Source organism: Pseudochelatococcus contaminans, assembly GCF_014195635.1.
GTDB classification, from domain to species: domain Bacteria; phylum Pseudomonadota; class Alphaproteobacteria; order Rhizobiales; family Beijerinckiaceae; genus Pseudochelatococcus; species Pseudochelatococcus contaminans.
Genome location: NZ_JACICC010000009.1, coordinates 72,368 through 94,843, shown reverse-complemented (window position 1 = coordinate 94,843; position 22,476 = coordinate 72,368). Strand labels below are relative to the sequence as shown.

Genomic DNA, 22,476 nt, shown 5'->3' with positions numbered 1-22,476 from the left:
CAGTTCACAAACATGGAACCACATCTATGCGCGCAAGCCATTGTTCGGACTCATGTCCGCTCTCACGCCGATTCACGAAACCTGGAAAAACGACACGTGGTGCCGGTGCCAGTGCCGATAGTCGTGCTGCTTCCAGCCGACGAGGTGCGCCATGATCGTCGCGCTTCTCAACCAGAAGGGCGGCGTCGGCAAGACCACGCTGGCGCTGCATCTCGCCGGAGCCTGGGCGCAGCGGGGTCAGCGCGTCATCCTGATCGACGCCGATCCGCAAGGCTCCGCGCTCGACTGGTCGCAGACGCGCAGCCATGAGGGCCTGCCAAGGCTGTTCAGCACCATCGGCCTGGCCCGTGACACCTTGCACCGGGAAGCCCCGGAACTGGTCCGTGACGCCGATCACGTCGTCATAGACGGGCCACCCCGCGTCGCCGCTCTGATGCGCTCGGCGCTGCTCGCCGCCGACCTGGTGCTGATCCCGGTGCAGCCGTCCCCCTTCGACGGTTGGGCCTCGGCCGAGATGCTGGCGCTTCTGAAGGAGGCGCGCATCTACCGGCCCGACCTCGCCGCCCGTTTCGTGCTCAACCGTTGCGGCGCGCGCACCGTCATCGCCCGCGAGACGGCCGAGACGCTTGCCGACCACGACCCGCCCTTGCTCGCCACCGCCATCGGCCAGCGTGTCGTCTTCGCCGATGCTGCGCAGTCCGGCCGCCTCGCATCCGAGATCGACGCCGACAGCCCGGCTTCGCGCGAGATCGCCGCGCTTGCCGCCGAGATCGACCGGCTGCGGGTCGGAGGGATCGAACCATGACCGGACGTACCCGCAAACCCGGCTTCGCGTCCCGGCCGGGCGATCTTGAAAGCTGGATCAAGGCGGCGGACATGCCGCCTGCCAGCAAGGCCGCCGGCGAAGCATTCACCGCCCGCCTGACCATCGACATCACGCCGGAACTGCGCGGGCGCATCAAGGTCGCCGCCTTCCGGCGCGGCATCACCGTCGCCGACATGCTGCGCGACCTGCTCGCCCGCGAATTTCCATCCACCGAAGGAGATCCGATATGACCGGCAACGCGGCCCGCCGCATGCACGGCCGTCCGCTGCCGGACGGGCCTGCGCCCTTCACCACATTGGTCGAACTGACCTTCGACAAGCGCAAGGTCGAGCGCTGGATACGGTTCGGCCGCAAGAGCTACGAACAGATCATCGACCGCCGCCGCAGTATCGTCGGCTTCGCGCCGGAGAGCGTCTTCGCCTTCGTCCGCTGGGCGGCCGGCGAACACGGCACCGTGATTTCACGCATCGACATCGTGCGCGCGGTTCGCCGCGGCGAACCCTTCCAGACGCTGCCCTTCGTGCGCCCCGGAGGCGACATCCTGCTGCGCCTCGATAGCTGGGCGAAAGTGCAGCGCGCGCTTGTCGCCATAGACGCGGTGGAAGCACTCGGCCTCGATCCGGCCGACGCCGCGCCGGATCACTGGCGGCATGTCCACAACCGCCTTATCGCCGGTCTGGAGCCACGCGATTACACGCCGGAACGTCATGCCGCCTGGCTCCATCGTCGGAGGATCGAGCCATGACGCGGTTCGGCTACGTCATGGTGACGTATTTCGCGGCGATGGGCGTCGCCATCGCGGCGTTCATCCCGACGCCCACGAAACTGATCTGGAACGCCACGGCCAGCGCGCCCATCGGCTTCTACACCATCGAGCCGGCTGACCGCATCGGGGTGCCCGAGCTGGTCGCCGTTATGCCGCCCGAACCGCTCGCCGCCTTCATGATCGAGCGCGGCTATGTCGGGCGCGGCGTGCCGCTCCTGAAGCGCGTCCTCGGCCTGCCGGGACAGCGGGTTTGCCGCACCGGCAGCACCATCACCGTCGATGGCGTCGAGATGGGGGAGGCGCTGGAGCGCGACCGGATCGGCCGCGATCTGCCCGTCTGGCAGGGCTGCCGCGTCATCGGCGACGGTGAAATCTTCCTCATGAATTGGGAAGTCCGCGACAGCCTCGACGGCCGCTACTTCGGACCCATCCCCGCAAGTTCCGTCATCGGTCGGGCGCTGCCGCTCTGGACCGATGAGGAAGGCGACGGCCGCTACGAATGGCGTGCGCCGACGCAATGACCGCTTTCCCATCAGCGGGAGCGGTGCCCGCCGATGGTGTTTCCAACCTCACCGCCAAGGAGATTGTCATGCCCCAGATCGGTCAATTCACCGTCGAAAACGAAACCTTCGTTGGCCGTGTTCATACGCTCACCCTTTACCGCGAGCTGACCATCGTTCCTGCCGAACCATCGGATGCGGAGAACGCGCCCGCCTATCGCGTCCACCACGGCGCCGAGGACGGCCCGGAGGTCGGTGCAGGCTGGAAGGAGGTCGGCGAAAAGGCCGGCGACTACATTTCGCTGATGATCGACGATCCCGCTTTGCCGCAGCCGATCCGCGCCAACCTCTTCCAGAACAGCAACGACAAGACAGCCTGGTCGCTGCACTGGAGCCGCCCGAAGCCGCGCGGCGGGCGGGGCTGAAAGCCATGCGATCCCGCGTCATCCCCGCGTTCAAAACCCTCATCCCGTTGTTCGCGGAAAAGCCGTCTCATCCCGTCGTCCCGCTCGGCCACCGGACGGCCGGCGCGCGCAGCGAAGGTCAGGGGCGGCCTCTGGCCGGCGCTCGCGCCTTGCCCTTGACCGCAGCGAGCACGCTGGCAGACTGGAGGTCGAACGGAGGCAGGGAAATCACGCGATATGCCGGTCTGCTGCTGGCTGGCGTGCTCGCGGTCGCAGCCTGTCCGGTCGCCTTATCGGCGCAGGCCGCACCCGTCACGCGCGCGAATCCTGCCGATCCCTATGCCGGCTTCATCACCGAAGCCTCGCAGCGCTTCGGTATTCCCGAGCACTGGATTCGCGCCGTGCTGCGCGTCGAGAGCGCGGGCGACGTGCGCGCGATCTCGTCGGCCGGAGCCATGGGATTGATGCAGGTCATGCCCGATACCTGGGCGGGCCTGCGCGTCCGTCATGGCCTCGGCCGCGATCCTTACGACCCACGCGACAACATCATGGCGGGCGCGGCTTACCTGCGCGAAATGTGGGATCGCTACGGCAATGTCGCGGCAACGCTCGCGGCCTACAATGCCGGTCCCGGCCGCTACGACGAACATCGCGCGACCGGCCGGAGATTGCCCGCCGAGACCCGCGCCTATGTCGCCGCCATCGCGCCGGTGATCGGCGGCCCGGTCGGCACTGAAACACCCGCAACAGCACCGCCACCGCCGCCCGACTGGCGCGACGCTCCGCTGTTCGTCACACGCTCGGCCGACACGCGGACCGTCGCCGCGCCGTCATCCGAAGTGCAGTCCAGCGACACTCGCGCGACCGTTCCGGTGCGCGATGCCGCCGACACGGAGCCGTCAACCGGCAGAATTTTCGTGGCTCGCGCCGATGGCGGGGGAGCGCCATGAGGGGTGCGTTCCCACAGTCGGCGCGAGCCGTTCCGGTGTCCAGTCATGCGGGGTTTCGCCTGGCTGGATTCCGGGCAGGAAGGGCAGGAAGTGCGGAGGGCAAGATAAAGGAACATGGCACCACGTCGCCAATGTTCTGGAAATTGTTATTGTCTGCACACTGGTTAGGGGAGCCGCGAGCGGCACCCTGTTTTTGGAACGCGCGAGCCGCGATTTTGCGCAAAGCCTTGGATTTGCTGGATTTCGTCCGGCACCATGGCCGCAGATTGCCCGATTTTCTTGGATTTCGGCCGGTGGCGCGTCCATGAGCGCCGACGACGAGAACCGCTTCCGGCCCAGGCCGGGCCGCATCCGTTCCGATGCGCCGAAGCTCGGCAAGGCCAAGAGCTTTCTCACCCAGGCGAAGAAGCTCGCCCGCCAGCACAGCAACACCCATCCCAAATATTCGCCGCGCGTGTCGGCGAAGTCGGCCGCCAAGGGGAGCATGGGGGGCGGCAAGGCCCCGCGCGCGCCCGGCGGTCCCGGCGTGCGGCGCGGACGTGGCGCGTCCTTCGTCCTCGCCCGCACCCTGTCCGGCGGCTGGAAGCACAGCACTTCCGGTATGCGCCGCGTCGTCGTCAAGACCCGTTATGTCCAGAGCGCCGGCAAGAACGGCAAGGCCGCCGCCCATCTGCGCTACATCCAGCGCGACGGAACCTCGCGCGACGGCGAGCGCGGCCCGCTTTATTCCGCCACCGAGGATCGCGCCGATGGCGATGCCTTCCTCGATCGCGGCAGGGAGGATCGGCACCAGTTTCGGTTCATCCTCTCGCCGGAAGACGGGGCTGACCTGACCGACCTGAAGGCGCACACCCGCGACCTCTTGCGCCATATCGAAACCGACCTCGGCACCCAGCTCGATTGGGTCGCGGTCAACCACTACAACACCGGCCATCCCCATGTGCATGTCATCGTGCGCGGCAAGGATGACCTGGGAGAGAATCTGGTCATCAACGGCGACTATCTCGCCAACGGCATTCGCGAGCGGGCGAGCGAGTTGACCACGCTGGAGCTTGGCCCCGTCACCGAGATCGAGCAGAACCGCAAGCTCTCGGCCGAAGTCGATCAGGACCGCTTCACCCGCATTGACCGGACGATGACTGAGGAAGCCGATGAACGGTTCCTCGACCTGCGCCATGAACCCGACGATCCGCGTCGCCCGTTTGACCGGACGCTGCGCCTGCGCCGCCTGGGCAAACTTGAGCAGATGGGCCTCGTCACCGAACATGCACCCGGCGTTTGGGAGTTGAGCGAGCGGATGGAACCGACCCTGCGCGAGCTGGGCGAGCGCGGCGACATCATCCGCAACATGCACAAGGCGCTGAAGGCCGATGGCCTGGAGCGTGACCCGATGACCTTCCATATCCATGACGGGCCGCCCGAGACGCCGATCGTTGGTCGCGTCGTTGACAAATATCTGACCGACGAGATGGGCGAGAACCTGACCGTCGTGGTGGACGGCATCGACGGCCGCACCCACCATGTCCCCGGCATCGACCCGGCCCGCGTTGAGGACGCCCGGATTGGCAGCGTCATCGAGATCGGCCCGGCCGAAACCACGCAACGACCGTCTGACCGAACGATCGCCGCCATCGCCGAGGATGGCTTCTATCGGCCGAGCCGCCATCTGGAGCAGGCGAAGTTCGAGGGCCGCGTTCCCGGCGGCGACTATGAGGGCTATGTCAATGCTCATGTGCGCCGGCTGGAGGCGTTGCGCCGCGCCGGCATCACCGAGAGGATCGACGCCGATCAATGGCGCGTCCCAGAGGATTTCGAGAGCCGAGCCGCTGCCTATGATGCAGGCCGCAATCGGCAGGCCAGCATCCGCATCATCTCGGCCTTCAATCTGGAAAGCCAGATCGGGTCCGTTGGGGCGACCTGGCTCGACCGCCGGCTGGTATCGCCCGACGCATCGGATCTCGCTCCGGCCGGGTTCGGCCTACAGGTGCGGGAGGCCATGGACCAGCGCCGCGAGCATCATATCGAACAGGGGGACGCCACCCGATCAAGGGATGGCCGCATCTTCTACCGGCGCAGCCTCCTCGCCACGCTGCGCGAGCGGGAGGTGGCCCACGTCGGCGCGGAGATGGCCGAAAACAAAGCGCTGCCATTCCGGGCGGCGGCGGACGGCGAGAAGATCAGCGGCAAGTTCACCGGGACTGTCCAGCTATCTAGCGGCAAGTTCGCCATCGTGGAGCAGAGCCACGAGTTCACCCTCGTCCCGTGGCGGCCGGTCATCGACCGCCATCTCGGCCGCGAGGTCATGGGCGTCGTGCAGGGTGGCTCCGTGTCGTGGCAACTGGGGCGGCAAAGGGGATTGGGGCTTTAAGCGTTACGCCCATTGCCCCACTTCGCGCAGCACGCGCCGCAGCCATTGATGCCCTGGATCGGCATCATGTCGAGCGTGCCAAGTCTGCACCACCCGGAATGTGGGAATGTCGAGAGGCGGCGGAAAGAGCCGGAGCGGCAGCCGCCCGGCGAGCGGTGCGAACAATCGACGGGGTTCCGTCGCCACCAGATCGGAAGCATCGACCAGCATCGGAGCCATCAGGAAATGGCCGACCGTCACGGCGACATTGCGCTTCAGGCCCTTTTCGGCGAGCACGGCATCGACATAGCCTCGCGGATTGCCCTTCATCGAGACCTGAAGGTGCCGAAGCGAAAGATAGCGGTCGAGATCGACCATCCCGTCGAGGCCGGAATGATCGCCCCGACCGGCGCAGATGAAGTCCTCCTCATAGAGCAGTTCTTCGCGCATATGCGTGGGTGGGTCTGGGAAGTTGCCCGCGATCAGTTCGGCCCCACCATCTTCCAGCATGGGAAGCCCGACGCTGCGACTGGTGTTGCGAACGACAAGGGAAACGCCCGGCGCTTCCCGATCGAGGCGCGCGGTGAGGCGTGGCAGCAGCACGAAGGCTGCGTAGTCGGATAGCCCAAGCGTGAATTGCCGCGTGCTCGATGCCGGATCGAAGGTGCGACCGCCGAGCAGGATGCCTTCCACCTGTTCGAGAATGGACCGCACACCGGGAGCGATGTCCTGCGCCAGCGGTGTCGCCACCATGCCGCGCGGTGAACGAACAAAGAGCGGATCACCGAACAAAGCCCGCAGGCGGTTGAGCGCGTGGCTGACCGCCGGCTGGGTCAATCCGATCCGTTCGGCGGCGCGCGTGGCGTGCCCTTCCGCAACCAGCGCGTCGAAGACGACGAGCAGATTGAGGTCGATGCTGGCGAGATGAACCGTCTTCATGACGGAAATACTAATAATGAATTGGATTTATCGCAAGGCAACGATGATCAAATAGGTGCATTTCAATCAATCGCGCAACTGGCTCAACGCCGGTGTCATGGAGGTAGTGTGAGCAATTCAGAACGTCAGGAAACGCCCGCGGAAGCCAGCGCTCTTGCAGAGTCGCAGGTTGAGACCTCGCATCTGACACGTAGAACCGCCCTGGGGAGCCTTGGGGTGCTCGCCGTGGGCTCGTCTGCTCTCGCGTCCACAGCAACGGCACAGACCGGAGACAATCCTGTCCCTCAAGCTGGCGCGGTGCGTGATCGCTATGCCATCGGCCTGGAAAGACTGTCCGCGATTGATGGGAGAGATGGTCATGCCGTCGTGGAGAGCCTGAAGGAGATCTCGCCCGATTTCGCGCGCTACCTCATCGAATTTCCGTTTGGCGACATCTATGCGCGACCCGGCCTTGACCTTCGCCAGCGGGAAATTGCGACGATTGCCGCGCTTACAGCACTCGGAAATGCACGCCCGCAACTAGAAGTTCACATTGCGGCGGGTCTGAACGTCGGCCTCTCACAGCAAGAGATCATCGAGATTGTCATGCAGATGGCGGTCTATGCCGGCTTCCCCGCAGCGATCAACGGTCTCAACGCAGCGAAGACAGTCTTCGACCGACACCCGACATCCTGAACAGATAAGGAAAAGATAATGTTCAATCGTCGCACCATGTTGTCACATCTCACTCTTATCGCCGCAGCCGCCATGGTCTCCGGCATCGTCACGAAAGCCAATGCTGCCGAGCCCGTGCGCCTTTGGACCGGCTTCAGTTCGCCGGTGGGTATGGCGTTCGACGCCAATAGAAATCTCTTTATCGCCGAATGGGGGGCGGGCCGTGTCTCCCGCATAGCGCCCGACGGCTCCCGAACGACTTTCGCCGAGGGGCTTTCCGGCCCTTCCGGTCTGACCATCGATAAGGACGGTTCGATATATGTCGCGTCATATTCTCGCGACGAAATCTATCGCTTCACTTCCTCCGGTGACAGGGAAACGATCATCACCGGCCTTGCGACCTGATCTGCCCCCCGCTGAGTGGCCCAGAGACTATGATAGTCTGGACCACGAAAGGGACATTGAATGCCGAGCAAGAAGCACAAGCCGGAAGAGATTATTGGCAAGCTGCGTGAAGTTGAGATTGTGCTGTCGCAGGGAGCGAGCACGACTGAAGCCTGCCGCCGGATCGCGGTCAGCGAGCAGACATACTATCTCTATGGACGGCTCTCCCTTTGCAAGCGGCATTGAAACGTTCTGCGTGGATCAGTTGCAAACATCTATCCGGCGTCAGCTGGTTGTCCAGAGCGCCCAAATGGGAAATCCGCACACGCGCACCTCTACAGCTGGTAGGCCTCAAGGGCCTCGATAATAGTCAGGCTCGTCGCGCGTCGGCTCGATCAGTGCAGTCCATTTCTCCGTCTACTCGCAAACTGGTTCGGTTCTTCAGGCGGCGGCGCGGTATTGATCGCCCGTTCGAAGCACGGCCCAGATTATCCGTGCATTCTTGTTGGCGATGGCAACCGTTGCGCGGTTGAACCCGCGTCGCTCCCGAAGCTGGTTGGCCCATTGGCTGATGGGATCATTTTTATTGGGTGCCGTTCTCACGACGGCACGCGCGCCGTGAACCAATAGGCTGCGCAAATGCTGGCTTCCTCTGACGTGACCCCCTGAAACTCCTCCAGGAATAGCTAGAGTCCGCCCCTCGAAAGGACGGACAGAATGAAGCGATCAAGGTTCACGGAAGAGCAGATCATCGGGATCCTGCGTGAGCAGGAGGCCGGCGTCCCGGTGGCGGATCTGTGCAGGAAGCACGGGCTGAGCTCGCCGACCTTCTACAAGTGGAAGGCCAAGTATGGCGGTATGGACGTGTCGGAGGCCCGGCGTCTGAAGGCTCTGGAAGACGAGAACGCCAAGCTGAAGCGGATGCTGGCGGACTCGATGCTGGACAACGTCGCGCTGAAGGATTTGCTGGGAAAAAAGTGGTGACGCCCGCAGCTCATCGAGCGGCGGCGGCGCACCTGCAGTCGGCCTACGCGATGAGCGAGCGGCGGGCTTGTCGGGTGCTGGGTGTGGATCGGACGAGCGTGCGCTATCAGGCGACGCGACCGGACGATGGCGCCCTGCGGGATCGGCTGAAGGCCCTGGCCCAGGAGCGTCGGCGGTTCGGCTATCGACGTCTGCACGTGATGCTCCGGCGCGAGGGCCATGCGGTCAACAAGAAGCGGGTCCAGCGGATCTACCGCGAGGAGAAGCTGACGGTGCGCCGGCGTGGCGGGCGAAAACGCGCCATGGGCACAAGGCGGCCGCTGGAGATCCCTCTGGTCGCGAACCAGCGCTGGTCGCTGGACTTCGTGTCCGATCAGATGACCGACGGGCGGCGCTTCCGCATACTGACGGTGATCGACAACTGCACCCGCGAGTGCCTCGGGCTCGTCGCCGATACCTCGCTGTCAGGGCGACGGGTGGCGCGCGAGTTGGACGCCATCATCCTGCGACGCGGGCGACCCGAGACGATCATCAGCGACAACGGCACGGAATATACGTCCAACGCCATCCTGGCCTGGGCCGACGACGCCGGTGTGGGCTGGCACTACATCGCGCCGGGCAAGCCTCAGCAGAACGGCTTCAACGAGAGCTTCAACGGCCGCCTGCGTGACGAGCTGCTGAACGAGACGCTGTTCCGATCCCTGCCGCACGCCCGCGCCGTGCTGGAGGCCTGGCGGCGCGATTACAACGAGCGGCGTCCGCACTCGAAGCTCGGGTGGCTGACGCCGCAGGCTTATGCAGATGCGCTCACCGGACAGATCGGCCGGTCCGCTGCGCTGGTTGAAAGCTGCGCTGACCGGCCTCTTGCCAACCCCACCAACCCCAGTTCAGATCACCAAAGGACTCTCGTTATGGCTGGATGAGAAACGGGGGTCACGTCAGCGACGGCGCACTCTTCATCGTGGAAACGCGATACGAGCCTGCTCGCCTGGCTGGACACGCTCTGAAATAATGCGAAGGAATTTTGCGCGAACGGCCGACAACTGGGCGGCCCGCGTGCGTTCCTTCGCATTATGGTCACCTGATGATTAGTAAAGTAATCTTCACCTGACCATTACTTCACGTAAGGCTTCACATAGGACGGCGGCATCAGCCGAACGTCATGCCCCATCTCCTGAAGCCTGCGGCCCCAGTCATGAGAACCTGCGCAAGCCTCCATGCCGATCAGGCATCGTGGACGCTTCTGGAAAAACGCGAGCAATTGGCCGCGGCGAAGCTGGCGGCGCACGAGAACTTGTCCACTCTCGTCTACACCATGGATCTGAAAGACGCTCTTTGCGAGATCGATACCGACTGTGGCAAGCTCGGACATGGATGGCTCCTCTTATACGGGATGATGACTTCCCGACTATGGCGCAATGCGACGCCGGGAGCAGGAGCCATCCATCCCATCAATCGAGAACGCCTTTGCCAAGCTGAAGGCAATGCTCAGGGCAAAGGCCGAGCGCTCCATAGAAGGTCTATGGAACACGGTTGGCGAAATCGTCAACATCTTCACCGCCCAAGAATGCGAAAATTACTTCGCTGCCTGCGGCTATGACCCGGATTAAAGTGGACGGGCTCTAGCACCTGTAAGGCGGGTGGTTGATTGCAGCTTCAAGGTCTGTGCAAAGACCGAGATCATGCACGAAGCGGGCAGCCGCGTATAGAGACTGACCTGAGACGCTGAGCTGTCTTCCAGATTTTGGTGGAGTCCGTCAAAGCAGGGTTCGCCGCCATGCGACGATCTTCGGCGTGAAGACCTGCACCACCTCGTCGTGCTGATTGACCGTCTCGCAACGCATGTTGACCATGCCGCGCTCAGGGCGCGAGCGGGATGGCGTGACCGCTGTGACCTCGCTGCGCAGACGGATGGCGTCTCCCGGTCGCGTCGCGCGTGGCCAGGAGATCTCGCCGCCGGCGCCGATCAGCCCGCCGAAGAAGGGCACACTTTCGACCAGCAGGCGCATCGTCGTCGCGGCGGTGTGCCAGCCGCTGGCGGCGAGGCCGCCGAACAGGCTCTCCCGCGCCGCCTCGTCGTCGAGATGGAAGAATTGCGGGTCGTAGCGGCCCGCGAAATCCTTGATTTCCTCGACCGTCAGGACATGCGGAGCGCTTTCGAAGGTCTGGCCGACCGCAATGTCCTCGAGGTAAAGGCTCTGAACATCGTTCGTCATGGCGCGCCTAGCCGATGATGCTGTCGTCGGGGGTGACGCTGGCATATTCCTTGAGCACGATATCGCGGATCGCGGTTTTCAGGAGCTTGCCGGTCGCCGTGTGCGGCAGTTCGTCGACGATGATCACGTCGTCGGGGATGCTCCATTTGGAGATCCTGCCGGTATAGTGCTCGACCATCTCGTGGCGGCCGAAGCTCTCGCCGGGCTTCAGGACGACGACGAGGACCGGGCGCTCGCCCCAGCGCGCATCGGGCTTGGCGACGACCGCCGCCTCCTTCACCGCCGGATGGGCCTGAGCGATGTTCTCCAGTTCGATCGAACTGATCCATTCGCCGCCGGATTTGACGACGTCCTTGGTGCGGTCGACGATCTGGACGAAGCCGTCCTCGTCCATGGTGACGACGTCGCCGGTGTTGAACCAGCCGGGAACTTCGTGTGCGGCACTTTCCGAAGTGTTGTAGTAGCCGGCGGCGACCCACGGACCGCGCACCATCATCGCACCGAAGGCCTTGCCGTCTCGGGTGATCGGCTTGCCGTCGGCGCCGTCGACGCGGAACTCCATGCCGTAGACCGGGCGGCCCTGCTTGGCCTCGAGCATCAGCCTCTGTTCGGGCGTGAGCGACTGATGCTTCGGCATCAGGCAGGCGGCGAGGCCGATCGGGCTGGTCTCGGTCATACCCCAGGCATGGCGGACCTTGACGCCCATGTTGTGGAAGCGGCTGATCATGATCGGCGATGAGGCCGAGCCGCCGATCGCCACCCGCTTCAGGCTGGTGAAGCGCTGGCCGTGGGCGTCCATCCAGTCGAGCAGGCCGAGCCAGACGGTCGGAACGCCGGCGGTGCAGGTGACGCCTTCGGCTTCGAACAGGGCATGCAGGCTGGCGCCGTCGAGGTTCGGACCGGGCATGACGAGCTTGGCGCCGGCCATCGGGCCGGAGAAGGGGACGCCCCAGGCATTGACATGGAACATCGGCACGATCGGCGAGAGCACGTCGTTGGCCGACAGGCCGAGCACATCCGGCATCGAACTCGACATTGCGTGGAGCACGCTGGAGCGATGGCTGTAGAGAACGCCCTTCGGGTCCCCGGTCGTGCCGGAGGTGTAGCACAGGCCGGAGGCGGTGTTCTCGTCGAATACCGGCCAGTCGTATTCGTCGGACTCACCGGCGATCAGGGTCTCGTAGCAGGCAAGGTTCGGCAGGGCTTCCGACTTCGGCATGTGCGCCTCGTCGGTCATCATCACGATCGCCTTCATGCCGGAGAGCCGGTCGGCGAGTGCCTCCAGGATCGGCAGGAAGGTGAGATCGGCGAAGATCACGCTGTCGCCCGCATGCTCGATGATGTAGCCGATCTGCTCGCGGAAGAGCCGCGGATTGATCGTGTGGCAGACGAGGCCCGAACCGGAGACGCCGTAGTAGAGTTCCAGATGGCGGTAGCCGTTCCAGGCGAGTGTGCCGACGCGGTCGCCGAATTCGAGGCCGAGCCGCTTCAGCGCGTTGGCGAGCTTCTGGCTGCGCTTCGACAGATCGGCGTAGGTATAGCGGTGGATCGGTCCTTCGACCGTCTTCGACACGATTTCGGTCGTGCCGTGATAGGTCGCCGCGTGGCGCAGGATGGTCGACACCAGCAGCGGCGAGTTCATCATCATTCCGAGCATGCTACTTCCTCCCTTGGAGTATACGGATCAGAAAAGGTCTTGGTTCAGGGCAATGATCGAGGTCGCTCCGTTGGCGATCGCGGTTTCGAGGCCGAGGGTCTGCGGCAGCATGCGATCGGCGAAGAAATCGGCGACGGCGCATTTGCGGACCTTCGGCGGCGTATCGGCCGCCGCGGCGCTGGCGGCCATCTTCGCCCACATCCAGCCGAAGGCGGTGAGCGCGAAGAGGCGAAGATAGTCGGTTGCGGCCGAGCCGGCCACGGCCGGATCGCCGCTGCCGGCGAGCAGCAACTCGGTCGTGCGTTCGAGGCGGTCGAGCGCCGAGGCGGTGGCGGCGACGATCCGCTCTGTGGCGGGAACGAGTGACGCCGCCTGCAGATCCTGCTTGACCAGATCGAAGAAACGTCCGGCGAGTTCCCCGCCTTCCATCGGCAGCTTGCGGCCGACGAGATCCATGGCCTGGACGCCGTTGGTGCCCTCGTAGATCTGGGTGATGCGGGCATCGCGCACGAACTGCTCCATGCCCCATTCGCGGATATAGCCGTGGCCGCCGAAGACCTGTTGCGAAATCACCGCGGTCTCGAAGCCGAAATCGGTGAAGGCTGCCTTGACCACCGGCGTTAGCAGGGCGACGAAACCGTCGGCGCGCCGGCGTTCGGCGGGATCGGGATGGCGGGCGGCGATATCCATCTGCATGGCGGTCCAGATCGCCAGCGCCCGGGCGGCGTCGATGAAGGAACGGCCGGTCAGCAGCATCTTGCGTACGTCGGGATGCTCGATGATCGGGACGGGTCCGCGGCTGCCGTCGAGCGAACGACCCTGCAGGCGTTCGCGGGCGTAGCTGGCGGCCTTCTGATTGGCGGCTTCGGCGATGCCGAGACCCTGAATGCCGACGAACAGGCGTTCCGCATTCATCATCGTGAACATCGCATTCAGGCCGCGGCCCGGTTCGCCGACGAGCCAGCCGATAGCGCCGTCATAGTTCATGACGCAGGTCGGTTGGGCATGGATGCCCATCTTGTGCTCGAGCGAGCCGACCGACATGCCGTTGCGGGCGCCGAGGGAACCGTCGTCTTCGACGAGGAATTTCGGCGAGAGGAACAGGCTAATGCCCTTAACGCCCTTCGGTGCGTCGGGCAGGCGGGCGAGCACCAGATGGATGATGTTGCCGCCGAAATCCTGGTCGCCGGAAGAGATGAAGATCTTGGTGCCCTTGATCTTGTAGGAGCCGTCGCCGACGGGCTCGGCGCGGGCCGTGAGCAGACCGAGATCGGTGCCGGCGGAAGATTCCGTCAGCGCCATGGCCCCGGTCCATTCGCCGGAAATCATCTTCGGCAGGTATTTCGCCTTCAACTCGTCGCTGGCGTGATGCTCGATCGCCTCGACGGCGCCGCGCGTCAGGCCCGGGAAAAGGCCGAAGGAGAGATTGGCGGAAGACAGCATCTCGTCGAGCAGGATCTGGGTTGCGCGCGGCAGGCCCTGGCCGCCGAATTCCGGCGCGCCGGACAGCCCGGCCCAACCGGCCTCGACAAAGGCCTTGTAGGCGTCTGCGATGCCCTTCGGGGTGGAGACGAGGCCGTTTTCGAGCTTGCAGCCTTCTTCGTCGGCCGGGCGGTTCAAGGGTTCCAGCACGCCGGCGCAAAACTTGCCGCCTTCCTCGAGCACAGAGACGGCGAGTTCGGCGCTCACTTCCTCGTAGCCCGGCAGCGTCTGCATCTGGCCGTCGAAATCCAGCACGTCGTTCAGCAGGAAGGCGATGTCGTCGATCGGGGGATTGTAGGATGCCATGTCGTTGTTCTTCCTTGGCGATCAGTTGCGCAGCGGTTTGCCGGTGGTGAGCATGTGCTTCACCCGGTCCACGGTTTCCGGCGTCTCGAAGAGGGCAATGAAGGCCCGGCGTTCGAGGGCGATGATCTCGTCCTCGGTCGTCGGCTTCAACGGGTCGGCGTTCGGTCCGCCGCTCAAGACATCGATCAGCGCCGCGCCGACGACCTTGTCGTGGGCGGTGGCGCGGCCCGCGAGCGCTTCGCTCTCGACGATGTTGCGCATTGCCGAGGCGCCGGACGGACCGGACAGCGGTAATTGCGGCGGTTCCGGCGCGACGTAGCCGTCCACCAGCGACAGGGCTTTCTCTTTGGCGTCGGCCAGAAGGCGGTCACGGTTCATCGTGACACCATCGGTCGCCCTGAGGAAGCCGAGGCCGCGGGCCTCGAAGGCGCTGCCGGAGACCTGAGCCGGGGCGATGAGGTTGAAGGTGGCGATCGCGGGCGCGACCGGTCCCTTGGTGCCGCCGGCGAGCCCATATTGGCGGACCAGCATTTCCTTGCAGCCGCCCCAGCCCGGCACGACGCCGATGCGGGTTTCGACGAGGCCGATCGAGAGTTCGGCATGGGCCTGGATCGCGTCGCAATGGAGCAGGATCTCGCAGCCGCCGCCGAAGGCGAGCCCGGAGGGAGCGCCGACGACCGGGAAGGGCGCGTATTTGACAGCCATGAAGGTCCGGTGCCCCTTGTCGATGAACTTGCCGAGTGCTTCGGAACCGCCGGTCTCGACGGTTTCGAGGAAGACCCGGAGATCCGCGCCGGCGCTGTAGACGGGCGAATCCGAACCGATCACCAGTGCCTTGAAGCTCCTGCCGACCTCACCGAGCGCCGCATCGATCGCGTCGAGCAGGGCTTCGGAGAAGGTGTTCATCTTGGTGCGGAACTCGAGGCAGGCGACACCGTCGCCGAGATCCCAGAGCGCGGCGCAGCCATAGTCGACCACCGGCTTGCTCGAAAGCTTCACGTCGGCGATGGTGATGACGCCCTCGCCGCGCATGACCGGGCGAACGGCGCCATCGGGCAACAGGCAGCTCCGCCTGCCATCGACGACGCTGTAGAATCCGCCCTTTGCGGCGGCGAGCGCCAGATAGGCGGGAACAGTGAGACCGCGCGCCTCGAGCCGGTCCACCAGCCAGCCGGCGCCGAGGCGGTCGATCAGTTCGAACGGTCCCTGCTTCCAGCCATAGCCGGTGCGCATGGCGTCATCCACCGCGTCGGGGCGATCGGCGATTTCCGGAACGAGGGCGGCGGCATAGGCCAGCGATTTTTCCATGACGACGGAGGCGTAGCATCCGCCGGGGCCGGGATGTTCCATCAAGGCGCGCGCATCGCCCTTCGCGGCATCCAGGCTTTCGGAGGCGACCTTCTTCATCGGCCGGTAGTCGCCGGTCTTAAGGTCGGTGATGTCGCGGGTCTTGCGGTCGGCCGAAAGACGGACGAAACCGGCGCCGCTCTTTCGGCCGAGACGGTTTTCCGCGATCATTTTCGCGATCAGCGCCGGCTCGGCGTCATAGTCGTGGATCGCGTCGGTCTTCGGCAGGGCGTTCTGCAGGCTGCGCAGGATGGTCGGCATCAGGTCGATGCCGACGAGATCGAGCAGGCCGAAGATTCCGGTCGAGGGAATGCCGAAAGGCTTGCCGATGATGGCATCGGCTTCCTCGACGTCGAGGCCCATGGCGATCGCCTCGTTCTGGGCGACGACCATCCAGTAATTGCCGATGCGGTTGCCGATGAAGCCGGGCGTGTCCTTGCAGACGACGACCGTCTTGCCGAGGCCGCGATCGGCGAAGTCATGGATTTTCGCGGTCACGTCCGGCCGGGTCTTCGGGCCGGAGACAAGTTCCAGAAGCCGCATGATGCGCGGCGGATTGAAGAAGTGGGTGATGAGGAAATCGGCGGCGAAGCTTTCCGGCAGGCCGTCCGTCAACGCGGCGAGCGGGATGGTCGAGGTGTTGGAGGAGACGATCGAACCGGGTTTGCGCACCGCGTCGATCGCCTTGTAGAGGGCCTGCTTGATCTCCAGCCGTTCGGCGACGGCCTCGACGATCCAGTCGGCGTCGGCGAGCAGGCCCATATCGTCGCCGGTCGATCCGGTGGTGATGCGGCCGGCAAAGCTCTTGTCCATGAAGCCGTTCGCCTTCAGCTGGCGGGCGACGCCGCCGTCGGCGAATTTCTTTTCGATGTCGAGCAGCACGACCTCGATGCCGGCATTGGCGAGATGGGCGGCGATGCCGGAACCCATGACACCGGCGCCGATGACGCCGGCCTTGGTGATCTTCGTCATCTCACGCGGCCTCCACGACCATGGCGATGCCTTGACCGCCGCCGATGCATTGGGTGGCGAGGCCGTAGCGGCCACCATCACGTTTCAGCAGGGTGGATGCCTTGCCGACGAGGCGGGCGCCGGTGGCGCCGAGCGGATGGCCGAGCGCGATCGCGCCGCCGTCGCGGTTGAGGCTTTTGGGATCGATGTCGAGGTCGCGGCAGCAGGCGAGAACCTGCGAAGCGAAGGCCTCGTTCATCTCGATGACGTCGAGATCCGTGTTCCTGATACCGGCGCGAGAAAGCGCCTTGCGAGTCGCCTCGACCGGGCCGATGCCCATGATCTCGGGCGCGCAACCCGCGACCGCGTAGCCGGCGATCCGGGCGAGCGGCTTGAGGCCGTGCCTGTTGACGAAGGCCTCGGAGCAAATCAGCGTCGCCGAGGCACCGTCGGTCAACGGCGAGGAATTGCCGGCGGTGACCGAGCCACCGGCCTTGAAGGCGGTCTTGAGGCCGGCGAGCTTCGCCGCGTCGGTCTCGCGCGGGCAGCCATCGGCGGTCACGTCGCCGACCGGCGCGATCTCGGCCGCAAGCCTGCCGTCGGCGCGGGCGGCGAGCGCCTTCTTCTGGCTTTCCAGCGAATAGGCGTCCTGCTCCTCGCGCGAGAGCGAATAGCGGTCGGCGAGGTTTTCCGCCGTCAGGCCCATGTTGAGGAAGGCGAGGCGCTGCACGTCGCTCCAGCCGGGATTGGGCATGGGGTTGAAGCCCATCATCGGCACGCGGCTCATGTTCTCGACCCCGCCCGCCACGAAGACGTCGCCGGCGCCCATGGCAATCGCGCCGGCGGCCATCTGGATCGCCTGCATGGAAGAGCCGCACCAGCGGTTGACGGTGGAGCCGCCGACCGATTGCGGCAGGCCGGCGATCAGCGCCGCGCAGCGGGCGATGTTCAGGCCCTGCTCGCCCTCGGGGAAGGCGCAGCCGAGGTTCACATCCTCGATTTCCGCCGGATCGACGCCGGACCGGTCGACAAGCGCCTTGATGACGCCGGCGACGAGGTCGTCCGGCCGGGTGCCGGCGAGGGCGCCGCGATAGGCGGGTGTGAACGGGCTTCTGAGGTAATCGACGATATAGGCCGTGCTCATTCAGATCTTCCTTTTCATGACGGGGGCGTCACATGTTCGGATAGTTCGGTCCGCCGCCGCCTTCGGGCGGGACCCAGGTAATGTTCTGCGCGGGATCCTTGATGTCGCAGGTCTTGCAGTGAACGCAGTTCTGCGCGTTGATGACGAAGCGCGGTTCGGCGTGGTTTTCCGCGTCGTCGTGGACCACCTCGTAGACGCCGGCCGGACAGTAGAGCCGGGCGGGCTCGCCATAGAGCGGCAGGTTGCGGCCGATCGGGATCGACGGATCGGCGAGCCGCAAATGAACCGGCTGATCCTCGACGTGGTTCGTGTTCGACAGGAACACGGAGGACAGCCGGTCGAAGGTCAGGACGCCGTCCGGCTTGGGATAACGGATCGGGGTGACCTCCGAGATCGGTTTCAGGCTTTCGAAATCGGCCTTCCTGTGCCTGAGCGTGCCGAAGGGCGAGAGGCCGGTCAGCGTCTGCAGCCACATGTCGATGCCGCCCAGCGCGACGCCGAGGGCCGTGCCGAAGCGGGACCAGAGCGGCTTGACGTTGCGCACCGGCTTCAGGTCGCGGCCGATGACGGAGGCGCGCCAGCCGTTTTCGTAGTCGTCCAGCGCATCGGCAGCACGGCCGAATTTCAGCGCGGCGAAGGCCGCCTCCGCCGCCTGGATGCCGGAATGGATGGCGTTGTGGCTGCCCTTGATGCGCGGCACGTTCATGAAGCCGGCAGCGCAGCCGACCAGCGCGCCGCCCGGAAAGGCGAGCCTGGGCACCGACTGCCAGCCGCCCTCGGTCAGGGCGCGGGCGCCATAGGCGATGCGTTTGCCGCCCTCGAAGGTTTCGCGGATCAGGGGGTGGGTCTTGAAACGCTGGAATTCCTCGAAGGGAGAGAGCGTGGGGTTCTTGTAATCGAGATGCAGCACGAAGCCGACGGTCACGAGATTGTCTTCGAAGTGATAGAGGAAGGAGCCGCCGCCCGTCTTCAGGTCGAGCGGCCAGCCGAAGGAATGCTGGACGAGGCCGGGGCGGAACTTCTGCGGGTCGATCTGCCAGAGTTCCTTGATGCCGATGCCGAATTTCTGCGGCGAGCGGCCCTCCATCAGATCGAAGCGGGCCAGAAGCTGCTTGGTCAGGCTGCCGCGCGCGCCCTCGGCGAAGAGGGTGTATTTCGCCCGCAATTCCATGCCCGGCGTATGGTCGTCCTTGGCCTTGCCGTCGCGATCGATGCCCATGTCGCCGGTGGCGATGCCGGCGACCGCGCCGTTTTCGTCGTAGAGCACTTCGGTCGCGGCGAAGCCCGGATAGATCTCCACGCCAAGGGCTTCCGCATGCGCCGCCAGATAGCGGGCGACATTGCCGAGCGAGCCGATGAAATTGCCATGATTGCTCATCAGCGGCGGCATGAAGGCATTCGGAAGGCGGATATGGCCGGCCGGCCCGAGAAAATAGAAACGGTCGTCGGAAACCTCGGTCTTCAGCGGGCGTTCCGGATCCTTTCGCCATTCGGGCAGAAGCCGGTCGAGGCCGGAGGGATCGATGACCGCGCCAGAGAGGATATGCGCGCCGACCTCGGAGCCCTTCTCCACGACGACCACGGAGAGATCCGCGCCCTTTTCATCGGCGAGCTGTTTGAGGCGGATCGCGGCGGCAAGCCCGGCGGGTCCGGCACCGACGATGACGATGTCGAAATCCATCGATTCGCGCAGATTGTCGCTCACCCGGTCTCCTCCTCTTGACGCTGTCAATCCTGTATCAAACGATTGTTACAATTGGCAAGCTGAATCTTTACCGGCATGATGCCGGTGAGGTAAGGCTTGTGAAACGATGTCGGTCGGCGCTTCGCGCGGCCGGCCTACAAGTGAAACGGGAAGCGAGAACCAGAATGAAGGACGCGGGAGGTGGGGTCTCTACCCTGCGTGACAGTCTTGCCGCCGCAATGGTCGGCGGCGAGTTGAGCGAGCGGCATTGTGAAATCCTCGAGGCCGCCGCCGGCTTGTTCGCCGAAAGGGGCTATGCGGCGACCTCCGTGCGCGATATCGGCGAGAAGGTCGGCCTGCTGGGCGGTTCGCTCTATCACTACATCAAGTCCAAGGAAGCCTTGTTCGTTCGCATCCACGACATGGCGCTGCAGGTGGCCGGGGACCGGATAGCGACGGCCATGGCGGGCAAGACAGATCCGTGGGAGCGTCTCGAGGCGGCTTGCGTCACGATGCTGGAAATCCAGCTCGATCCGCACTCTCTGACCATGCCGTTGATGAATGATTTCGCTTCCGCGCCGCCGGAAATACGCGAGCGGCTGGTGGCGAAGCGCGATGCCTTCGAAGCGATATTCCGTGAGCTGATCCCGGGGTTGCCGCTCGACCCGGCGCTCGACCGCGGCGTCTACCGTCTGCTGCTGCTGACATTGCTCAACAATGTCAGCAGCTGGTACCGCCAGGGCGGCATGAGCCCGGAGGATATCGGCCGGCAGATCGTGAGGATCTTCCGCCACGATGTTAAGGAAAAAGAGGGCGTAGAGCGAGTATCTCCGGCGAGATGAAACCCCGTCGCCGACAAGCTATCACGAGATGAGACAGAAATCCGGACCGCAAACAACAACGGTTTAAGAGACCATCAAGAGCATCCGCCGGGCGAGGTGCAAGCATCACTCGGTCGAGAACCAAAGCCCGGTGATCGTATTTTGGTAGATCCTGCTCCTCCTCGGTTCTCCGCAACTGCGACCGCGGTCAACGGATCTCGCTCTTGGCCTCCAGAAGCTCCTTCGACGGCATCGTAAACTTAACGGAATTTGGAGCTTGTTGGGCGATGCTGGGGCATGACAGACCGTGATCCCCTCTACCGACGCCATCGCTTTCCAGCCGAAATCATTGCCCACGCTGTGTGGCTCTATTTCCGCTTCCCACTGAGCTTGCGAATGGTCGAGGACATGCTGGCGGCCCGTGGCATCATCGTTTCACATCAGACGGTCCGACTATGGGCGGAGAAGTTCGGTCGCGCCTTCGCCAACGACATCCGCGGACGGGTGTCCGGCCGGTTCGGCGACAAATGGTATCTCGACGAGGTCGTCATTTCGATCCGTGGCAAAAAGCATTGGCTGTGGCGCGCCGTCAATCAGGATGGTTTCGTTCTCGATGTTCTGGTGCAAAGTCGCCGCAACGCCAAGGCGGCAACGCGCCTGATGCGCAAGCTGTTGAGGGGCCAGGGCCGGGCGCCACGGGTAATGATCACCGACAAGCTTCGATCCTATGACGCGGCAAGGCGAGAGATCATGCCGGGTGTGGAGCATCGTTCCCACAAAGGCCTGAACAATCGGGCGGAAAATTCCCATCAACCGATCCGACGACGAGAGCGGATCATGAAGCGGTTCAAATCGACCCGACATTTGCAGCGCTTCGTCTCTATCCACGATCCGATTGCAAACCTCTTTCATATTCCCCGTCACGACATCTCCTCCGGCCATCATCGCGAATTGCACGCCGCTGCAATGGACCAATGGGCAAAAATCGCTCGACTATAACCTGCCGCAGATACCCTGCATCCCAGCTCGCCTCGCAACGGTTAAGTTTACGATGCAATCACATGCCCTGATAGGTCCGTTGTGACGCAACCCATGATGTGGAGATATCGCAGCAGCGAGCGAAGCCGCTCCGCGACAGACTTCAGCGAGCCGCGCGTCAGTTTCGGCGCGCGCAGATCCATGTAACGGTCTATGTCAACGATGCTCAGACCCGCCAAGCCGCCGCTTCCGCAATCGATCTGCCAGGCAAGAAAGTTCCGGGCTTCCCACATCAGCGCTGCGACGCTGGAGCGAGCCAACCCGCGTTCCTCACGCAGCCAGATTTCGTATTCGTCGCAAACTGCAAATCGGGCCACATCGGCCGCGCAGATAGGCTCGATTGCTGGCGGCCATTGACCGTGAGCAAGTCGCAACAACGCATGAATCCCGGAACGCGGAACCTTGTACCAGCGTGCGCTGGGACGTCGACCACGCTCCTTTTCGAACTTTACGATCGCGTGCCGCAGGTATTGCTCTACCTGCACGTCGATCACGTCTGCGACCGGGACGCCCCGCAGTACCAGATAATCGAGAAATCCAGATGCGTAGGTGCAGTAATTCCTCACCACGACCGGGCTGTATCCCTGACTGAGAAGCGAGGAATTGAGTGCGGAAATAAGTTCGTGATGGTTATCGAGCATTGGCGGGTCCTCTGTTGGTCAATTGACCCGCAGAGGTTCGGCACCAAATAATGCAAAGCAAGCCCATCCGAAAACGGCGAAAATCCGCCGATCAGGCCGCGTTCCTCCGCATTATGGAGACCTCGTGATTAGTCCGCTTATGGCGAGGTGACCATAATTTGACAAATGGCTTCACATATTGAGGACTCACGATCTTCACGTTGTGGCCCAACTCTTCAAATTGGCGGGCCCAGCAAAATGCTCCTGTGCAGGCTTCGATCGCGACGGTGCAGGGCTCAATCCCGGCCAGCACCGAAAGTAGTTGGTCGCGCATGACCCGCCGTTTGAAAATCGCATTGCCCTTGCGATCAACGCCATGCAGCTGGAAGACATTCTTCGCCAGATCAATACCAAGTACATCGATGGTCATCATTCCTCTCCTTCGACTGCCGGTTG

General features: G+C 64.1%; 21 protein-coding genes and 4 pseudogenes. 14 read left to right on the top strand and 11 right to left on the bottom strand.

Going from position 1 to position 22,476, the window contains the following annotated elements:
* Positions 1–151: 151 nt before the first annotated feature.
* The 7 genes from parA (at position 152) to FHS81_RS19305 (ending at position 5,814) form a co-directional block, all read left to right on the top strand.
* Positions 152–805: a ParA family partition ATPase gene (gene parA / locus FHS81_RS15215; RefSeq protein WP_025292330.1), complete on the top strand. Its 654-nt coding sequence runs from the start codon at positions 152–154 to the stop codon at positions 803–805.
* Entirely contained in the window at positions 802–1,056 is a 255-nt protein-coding gene (locus tag FHS81_RS15210; protein ID WP_025292329.1) for a hypothetical protein, read from the top strand. The genes parA and FHS81_RS15210 overlap by 4 nt, the downstream gene beginning before the upstream one ends.
* Positions 1,053–1,571, top strand: coding sequence for a DUF2840 domain-containing protein (locus tag FHS81_RS15205; RefSeq protein WP_025292328.1), 519 nt, complete (start codon positions 1,053–1,055; stop codon positions 1,569–1,571). Before FHS81_RS15210 ends, FHS81_RS15205 begins: the two co-directional genes overlap by 4 nt.
* Positions 1,568–2,113: a S26 family signal peptidase gene (locus FHS81_RS15200; protein WP_025292327.1), complete on the top strand. Its 546-nt coding sequence runs from the start codon at positions 1,568–1,570 to the stop codon at positions 2,111–2,113. Before FHS81_RS15205 ends, FHS81_RS15200 begins: the two co-directional genes overlap by 4 nt.
* A 68-nt stretch (positions 2,114–2,181) precedes the next feature.
* Complete coding sequence (locus tag FHS81_RS15195; protein ID WP_025292326.1) at positions 2,182–2,517, top strand: DUF736 domain-containing protein; 336 nt, start codon at positions 2,182–2,184, stop codon at positions 2,515–2,517.
* A gap of 5 nt (positions 2,518–2,522) precedes the next feature.
* Positions 2,523–3,446, top strand: coding sequence for a lytic transglycosylase domain-containing protein (locus FHS81_RS15190; RefSeq protein ID WP_025292325.1), 924 nt, complete (start codon positions 2,523–2,525; stop codon positions 3,444–3,446).
* On the top strand, positions 3,376–5,814 hold the full coding sequence (locus tag FHS81_RS19305) for a relaxase/mobilization nuclease domain-containing protein (RefSeq protein ID WP_323132803.1): 2,439 nt from the start codon (positions 3,376–3,378) through the stop codon (positions 5,812–5,814). Before FHS81_RS15190 ends, FHS81_RS19305 begins: the two co-directional genes overlap by 71 nt.
* Positions 5,815–5,817: 3 nt before the next feature.
* Here the strand turns inward: FHS81_RS19305 and FHS81_RS15180 are convergent, their stop codons facing one another.
* The gene (locus FHS81_RS15180) at positions 5,818–6,732 is read right to left on the bottom strand and encodes a LysR family transcriptional regulator (RefSeq protein WP_025292323.1); all 915 of its coding nucleotides are present in this window, start codon (positions 6,730–6,732) and stop codon (positions 5,818–5,820) included.
* Positions 6,733–7,029: 297 nt separating this feature from the next.
* Here FHS81_RS15180 and FHS81_RS19030 point away from each other — a divergent pair, with 297 nt between their 5' ends.
* The 3 genes and pseudogenes from FHS81_RS19030 to FHS81_RS15165 all read left to right on the top strand — a co-directional run.
* Positions 7,030–7,407: a carboxymuconolactone decarboxylase family protein gene (locus tag FHS81_RS19030; RefSeq protein ID WP_025292322.1), complete on the top strand. Its 378-nt coding sequence runs from the start codon at positions 7,030–7,032 to the stop codon at positions 7,405–7,407.
* Between the two features lie 18 nt (positions 7,408–7,425).
* The gene (locus tag FHS81_RS15170; RefSeq protein WP_097137729.1) at positions 7,426–7,791 is read left to right on the top strand and encodes a hypothetical protein; all 366 of its coding nucleotides are present in this window, start codon (positions 7,426–7,428) and stop codon (positions 7,789–7,791) included.
* A 60-nt stretch (positions 7,792–7,851) separates the two neighbouring features.
* Positions 7,852–7,980: pseudogene (locus FHS81_RS15165) on the top strand (IS3 family transposase); the annotation flags it as partial.
* Positions 7,981–8,211: 231 nt separating this feature from the next.
* On the opposite strand, the pseudogene FHS81_RS19025 reads toward FHS81_RS15165, so the two are convergent.
* Positions 8,212–8,424 (bottom strand): annotated as a pseudogene (locus FHS81_RS19025) (IS110 family RNA-guided transposase); the annotation flags it as partial.
* A gap of 63 nt (positions 8,425–8,487) precedes the next feature.
* Here FHS81_RS19025 and FHS81_RS15160 point away from each other — a divergent pair.
* Positions 8,488–9,677, top strand: a protein-coding gene (locus tag FHS81_RS15160; protein ID WP_183754377.1) for an IS3 family transposase whose coding sequence is annotated in 2 segments (ribosomal slippage) — positions 8,488–8,740 and positions 8,740–9,677 — 1,191 coding nt in all. Because the reading frame shifts where the segments join, the coding sequence is not laid out codon by codon here.
* Positions 9,678–9,871: 194 nt separating this feature from the next.
* Here FHS81_RS15160 and FHS81_RS15155 read toward each other — a convergent pair.
* Positions 9,872–10,126: pseudogene (locus FHS81_RS15155) on the bottom strand (IS110 family transposase); the annotation flags it as partial.
* A 67-nt stretch (positions 10,127–10,193) separates the two neighbouring features.
* Between FHS81_RS15155 and FHS81_RS15150 the strand changes: the two are divergent.
* Positions 10,194–10,364 (top strand): annotated as a pseudogene (locus tag FHS81_RS15150) (IS630 family transposase); the annotation flags it as partial.
* Between the two features lie 147 nt (positions 10,365–10,511).
* Here FHS81_RS15150 and FHS81_RS15145 read toward each other — a convergent pair.
* The 6 genes from FHS81_RS15145 to FHS81_RS15120 are packed head-to-tail and all read right to left on the bottom strand — an operon-like array spanning position 10,512 to position 19,538.
* Positions 10,512–10,970 carry a MaoC family dehydratase gene (locus FHS81_RS15145; RefSeq protein ID WP_025292314.1) on the bottom strand — a complete coding sequence of 153 codons (459 nt, stop codon included), beginning with the start codon at positions 10,968–10,970 and terminating at the stop codon, positions 10,512–10,514.
* A gap of 7 nt (positions 10,971–10,977) precedes the next feature.
* Entirely contained in the window at positions 10,978–12,627 is a 1,650-nt protein-coding gene (locus tag FHS81_RS15140; RefSeq protein WP_183754375.1) for a long-chain-fatty-acid--CoA ligase, read from the bottom strand.
* 27 nt (positions 12,628–12,654) lie between these two features.
* Complete coding sequence (locus FHS81_RS15135; RefSeq protein WP_025292312.1) at positions 12,655–14,415, bottom strand: acyl-CoA dehydrogenase C-terminal domain-containing protein; 1,761 nt, start codon at positions 14,413–14,415, stop codon at positions 12,655–12,657.
* A 21-nt stretch (positions 14,416–14,436) separates the two neighbouring features.
* Positions 14,437–16,734, bottom strand: a complete 2,298-nt coding sequence (locus FHS81_RS15130; protein WP_097137736.1) for a 3-hydroxyacyl-CoA dehydrogenase/enoyl-CoA hydratase family protein — start codon at positions 16,732–16,734, stop codon at positions 14,437–14,439.
* 1 nt (position 16,735) lies between these two features.
* Positions 16,736–17,857 carry a thiolase family protein gene (locus FHS81_RS15125; protein WP_025292310.1) on the bottom strand — a complete coding sequence of 374 codons (1,122 nt, stop codon included), beginning with the start codon at positions 17,855–17,857 and terminating at the stop codon, positions 16,736–16,738.
* Positions 17,858–17,885: 28 nt separating this feature from the next.
* Positions 17,886–19,538, bottom strand: a complete 1,653-nt coding sequence (locus tag FHS81_RS15120; protein WP_047100005.1) for an electron transfer flavoprotein-ubiquinone oxidoreductase — start codon at positions 19,536–19,538, stop codon at positions 17,886–17,888.
* Positions 19,539–19,726: 188 nt separating this feature from the next.
* Between FHS81_RS15120 and FHS81_RS15115 the strand changes: the two genes are divergently transcribed.
* Positions 19,727–20,383: a TetR/AcrR family transcriptional regulator gene (locus tag FHS81_RS15115; protein WP_239371455.1), complete on the top strand. Its 657-nt coding sequence runs from the start codon at positions 19,727–19,729 to the stop codon at positions 20,381–20,383.
* A gap of 276 nt (positions 20,384–20,659) precedes the next feature.
* Positions 20,660–21,361 (top strand): IS6 family transposase, encoded by a 702-nt coding sequence (locus FHS81_RS15110; RefSeq protein WP_025292307.1) that lies wholly within the window; start codon positions 20,660–20,662, stop codon positions 21,359–21,361.
* 47 nt (positions 21,362–21,408) lie between these two features.
* Here FHS81_RS15110 and FHS81_RS15105 read toward each other — a convergent pair whose 3' ends face one another.
* Positions 21,409–22,041: a hypothetical protein gene (locus FHS81_RS15105; protein WP_025292306.1), complete on the bottom strand. Its 633-nt coding sequence runs from the start codon at positions 22,039–22,041 to the stop codon at positions 21,409–21,411.
* Between the two features lie 91 nt (positions 22,042–22,132).
* Entirely contained in the window at positions 22,133–22,450 is a 318-nt protein-coding gene (locus FHS81_RS15100) for a transposase (protein ID WP_183754373.1), read from the bottom strand.
* Between the last annotated feature and the right edge of the window lie 26 nt (positions 22,451–22,476).

Excerpts from the sequence above, each read along its gene's own strand:
- FHS81_RS15135 (WP_025292312.1), bottom strand. The coding sequence starts at position 14,415 with ATGGCATCCTACAATCCCCCGATCGACGACATCGCCTTCCTGCTGAAC.
- FHS81_RS15125 (WP_025292310.1), bottom strand. The coding sequence starts at position 17,857 with ATGAGCACGGCCTATATCGTCGATTACCTCAGAAGCCCGTTCACACCC.
- FHS81_RS15195 (WP_025292326.1), top strand. The coding sequence starts at position 2,182 with ATGCCCCAGATCGGTCAATTCACCGTCGAAAACGAAACCTTCGTTGGC.
- FHS81_RS15130 (WP_097137736.1), bottom strand. The coding sequence starts at position 16,734 with ATGACGAAGATCACCAAGGCCGGCGTCATCGGCGCCGGTGTCATGGGT.
- FHS81_RS15140 (WP_183754375.1), bottom strand. The coding sequence starts at position 12,627 with ATGCTCGGAATGATGATGAACTCGCCGCTGCTGGTGTCGACCATCCTG.
- FHS81_RS15170 (WP_097137729.1), top strand. The coding sequence starts at position 7,426 with ATGTTCAATCGTCGCACCATGTTGTCACATCTCACTCTTATCGCCGCA.
- FHS81_RS15115 (WP_239371455.1), top strand. The coding sequence starts at position 19,727 with ATGAAGGACGCGGGAGGTGGGGTCTCTACCCTGCGTGACAGTCTTGCC.
- parA (WP_025292330.1), top strand. The coding sequence starts at position 152 with ATGATCGTCGCGCTTCTCAACCAGAAGGGCGGCGTCGGCAAGACCACG.
- FHS81_RS15205 (WP_025292328.1), top strand. The coding sequence starts at position 1,053 with ATGACCGGCAACGCGGCCCGCCGCATGCACGGCCGTCCGCTGCCGGAC.
- FHS81_RS15105 (WP_025292306.1), bottom strand. The coding sequence starts at position 22,041 with ATGCTCGATAACCATCACGAACTTATTTCCGCACTCAATTCCTCGCTT.
- FHS81_RS15100 (WP_183754373.1), bottom strand. The coding sequence starts at position 22,450 with ATGACCATCGATGTACTTGGTATTGATCTGGCGAAGAATGTCTTCCAG.
- FHS81_RS15145 (WP_025292314.1), bottom strand. The coding sequence starts at position 10,970 with ATGACGAACGATGTTCAGAGCCTTTACCTCGAGGACATTGCGGTCGGC.
- FHS81_RS15200 (WP_025292327.1), top strand. The coding sequence starts at position 1,568 with ATGACGCGGTTCGGCTACGTCATGGTGACGTATTTCGCGGCGATGGGC.
- FHS81_RS19305 (WP_323132803.1), top strand. The coding sequence starts at position 3,376 with ATGCCGCCGACACGGAGCCGTCAACCGGCAGAATTTTCGTGGCTCGCG.
- FHS81_RS15110 (WP_025292307.1), top strand. The coding sequence starts at position 20,660 with ATGACAGACCGTGATCCCCTCTACCGACGCCATCGCTTTCCAGCCGAA.
- FHS81_RS15210 (WP_025292329.1), top strand. The coding sequence starts at position 802 with ATGACCGGACGTACCCGCAAACCCGGCTTCGCGTCCCGGCCGGGCGAT.
- FHS81_RS15180 (WP_025292323.1), bottom strand. The coding sequence starts at position 6,732 with ATGAAGACGGTTCATCTCGCCAGCATCGACCTCAATCTGCTCGTCGTC.
- FHS81_RS15120 (WP_047100005.1), bottom strand. The coding sequence starts at position 19,538 with ATGGATTTCGACATCGTCATCGTCGGTGCCGGACCCGCCGGGCTTGCC.
- FHS81_RS15190 (WP_025292325.1), top strand. The coding sequence starts at position 2,523 with ATGCGATCCCGCGTCATCCCCGCGTTCAAAACCCTCATCCCGTTGTTC.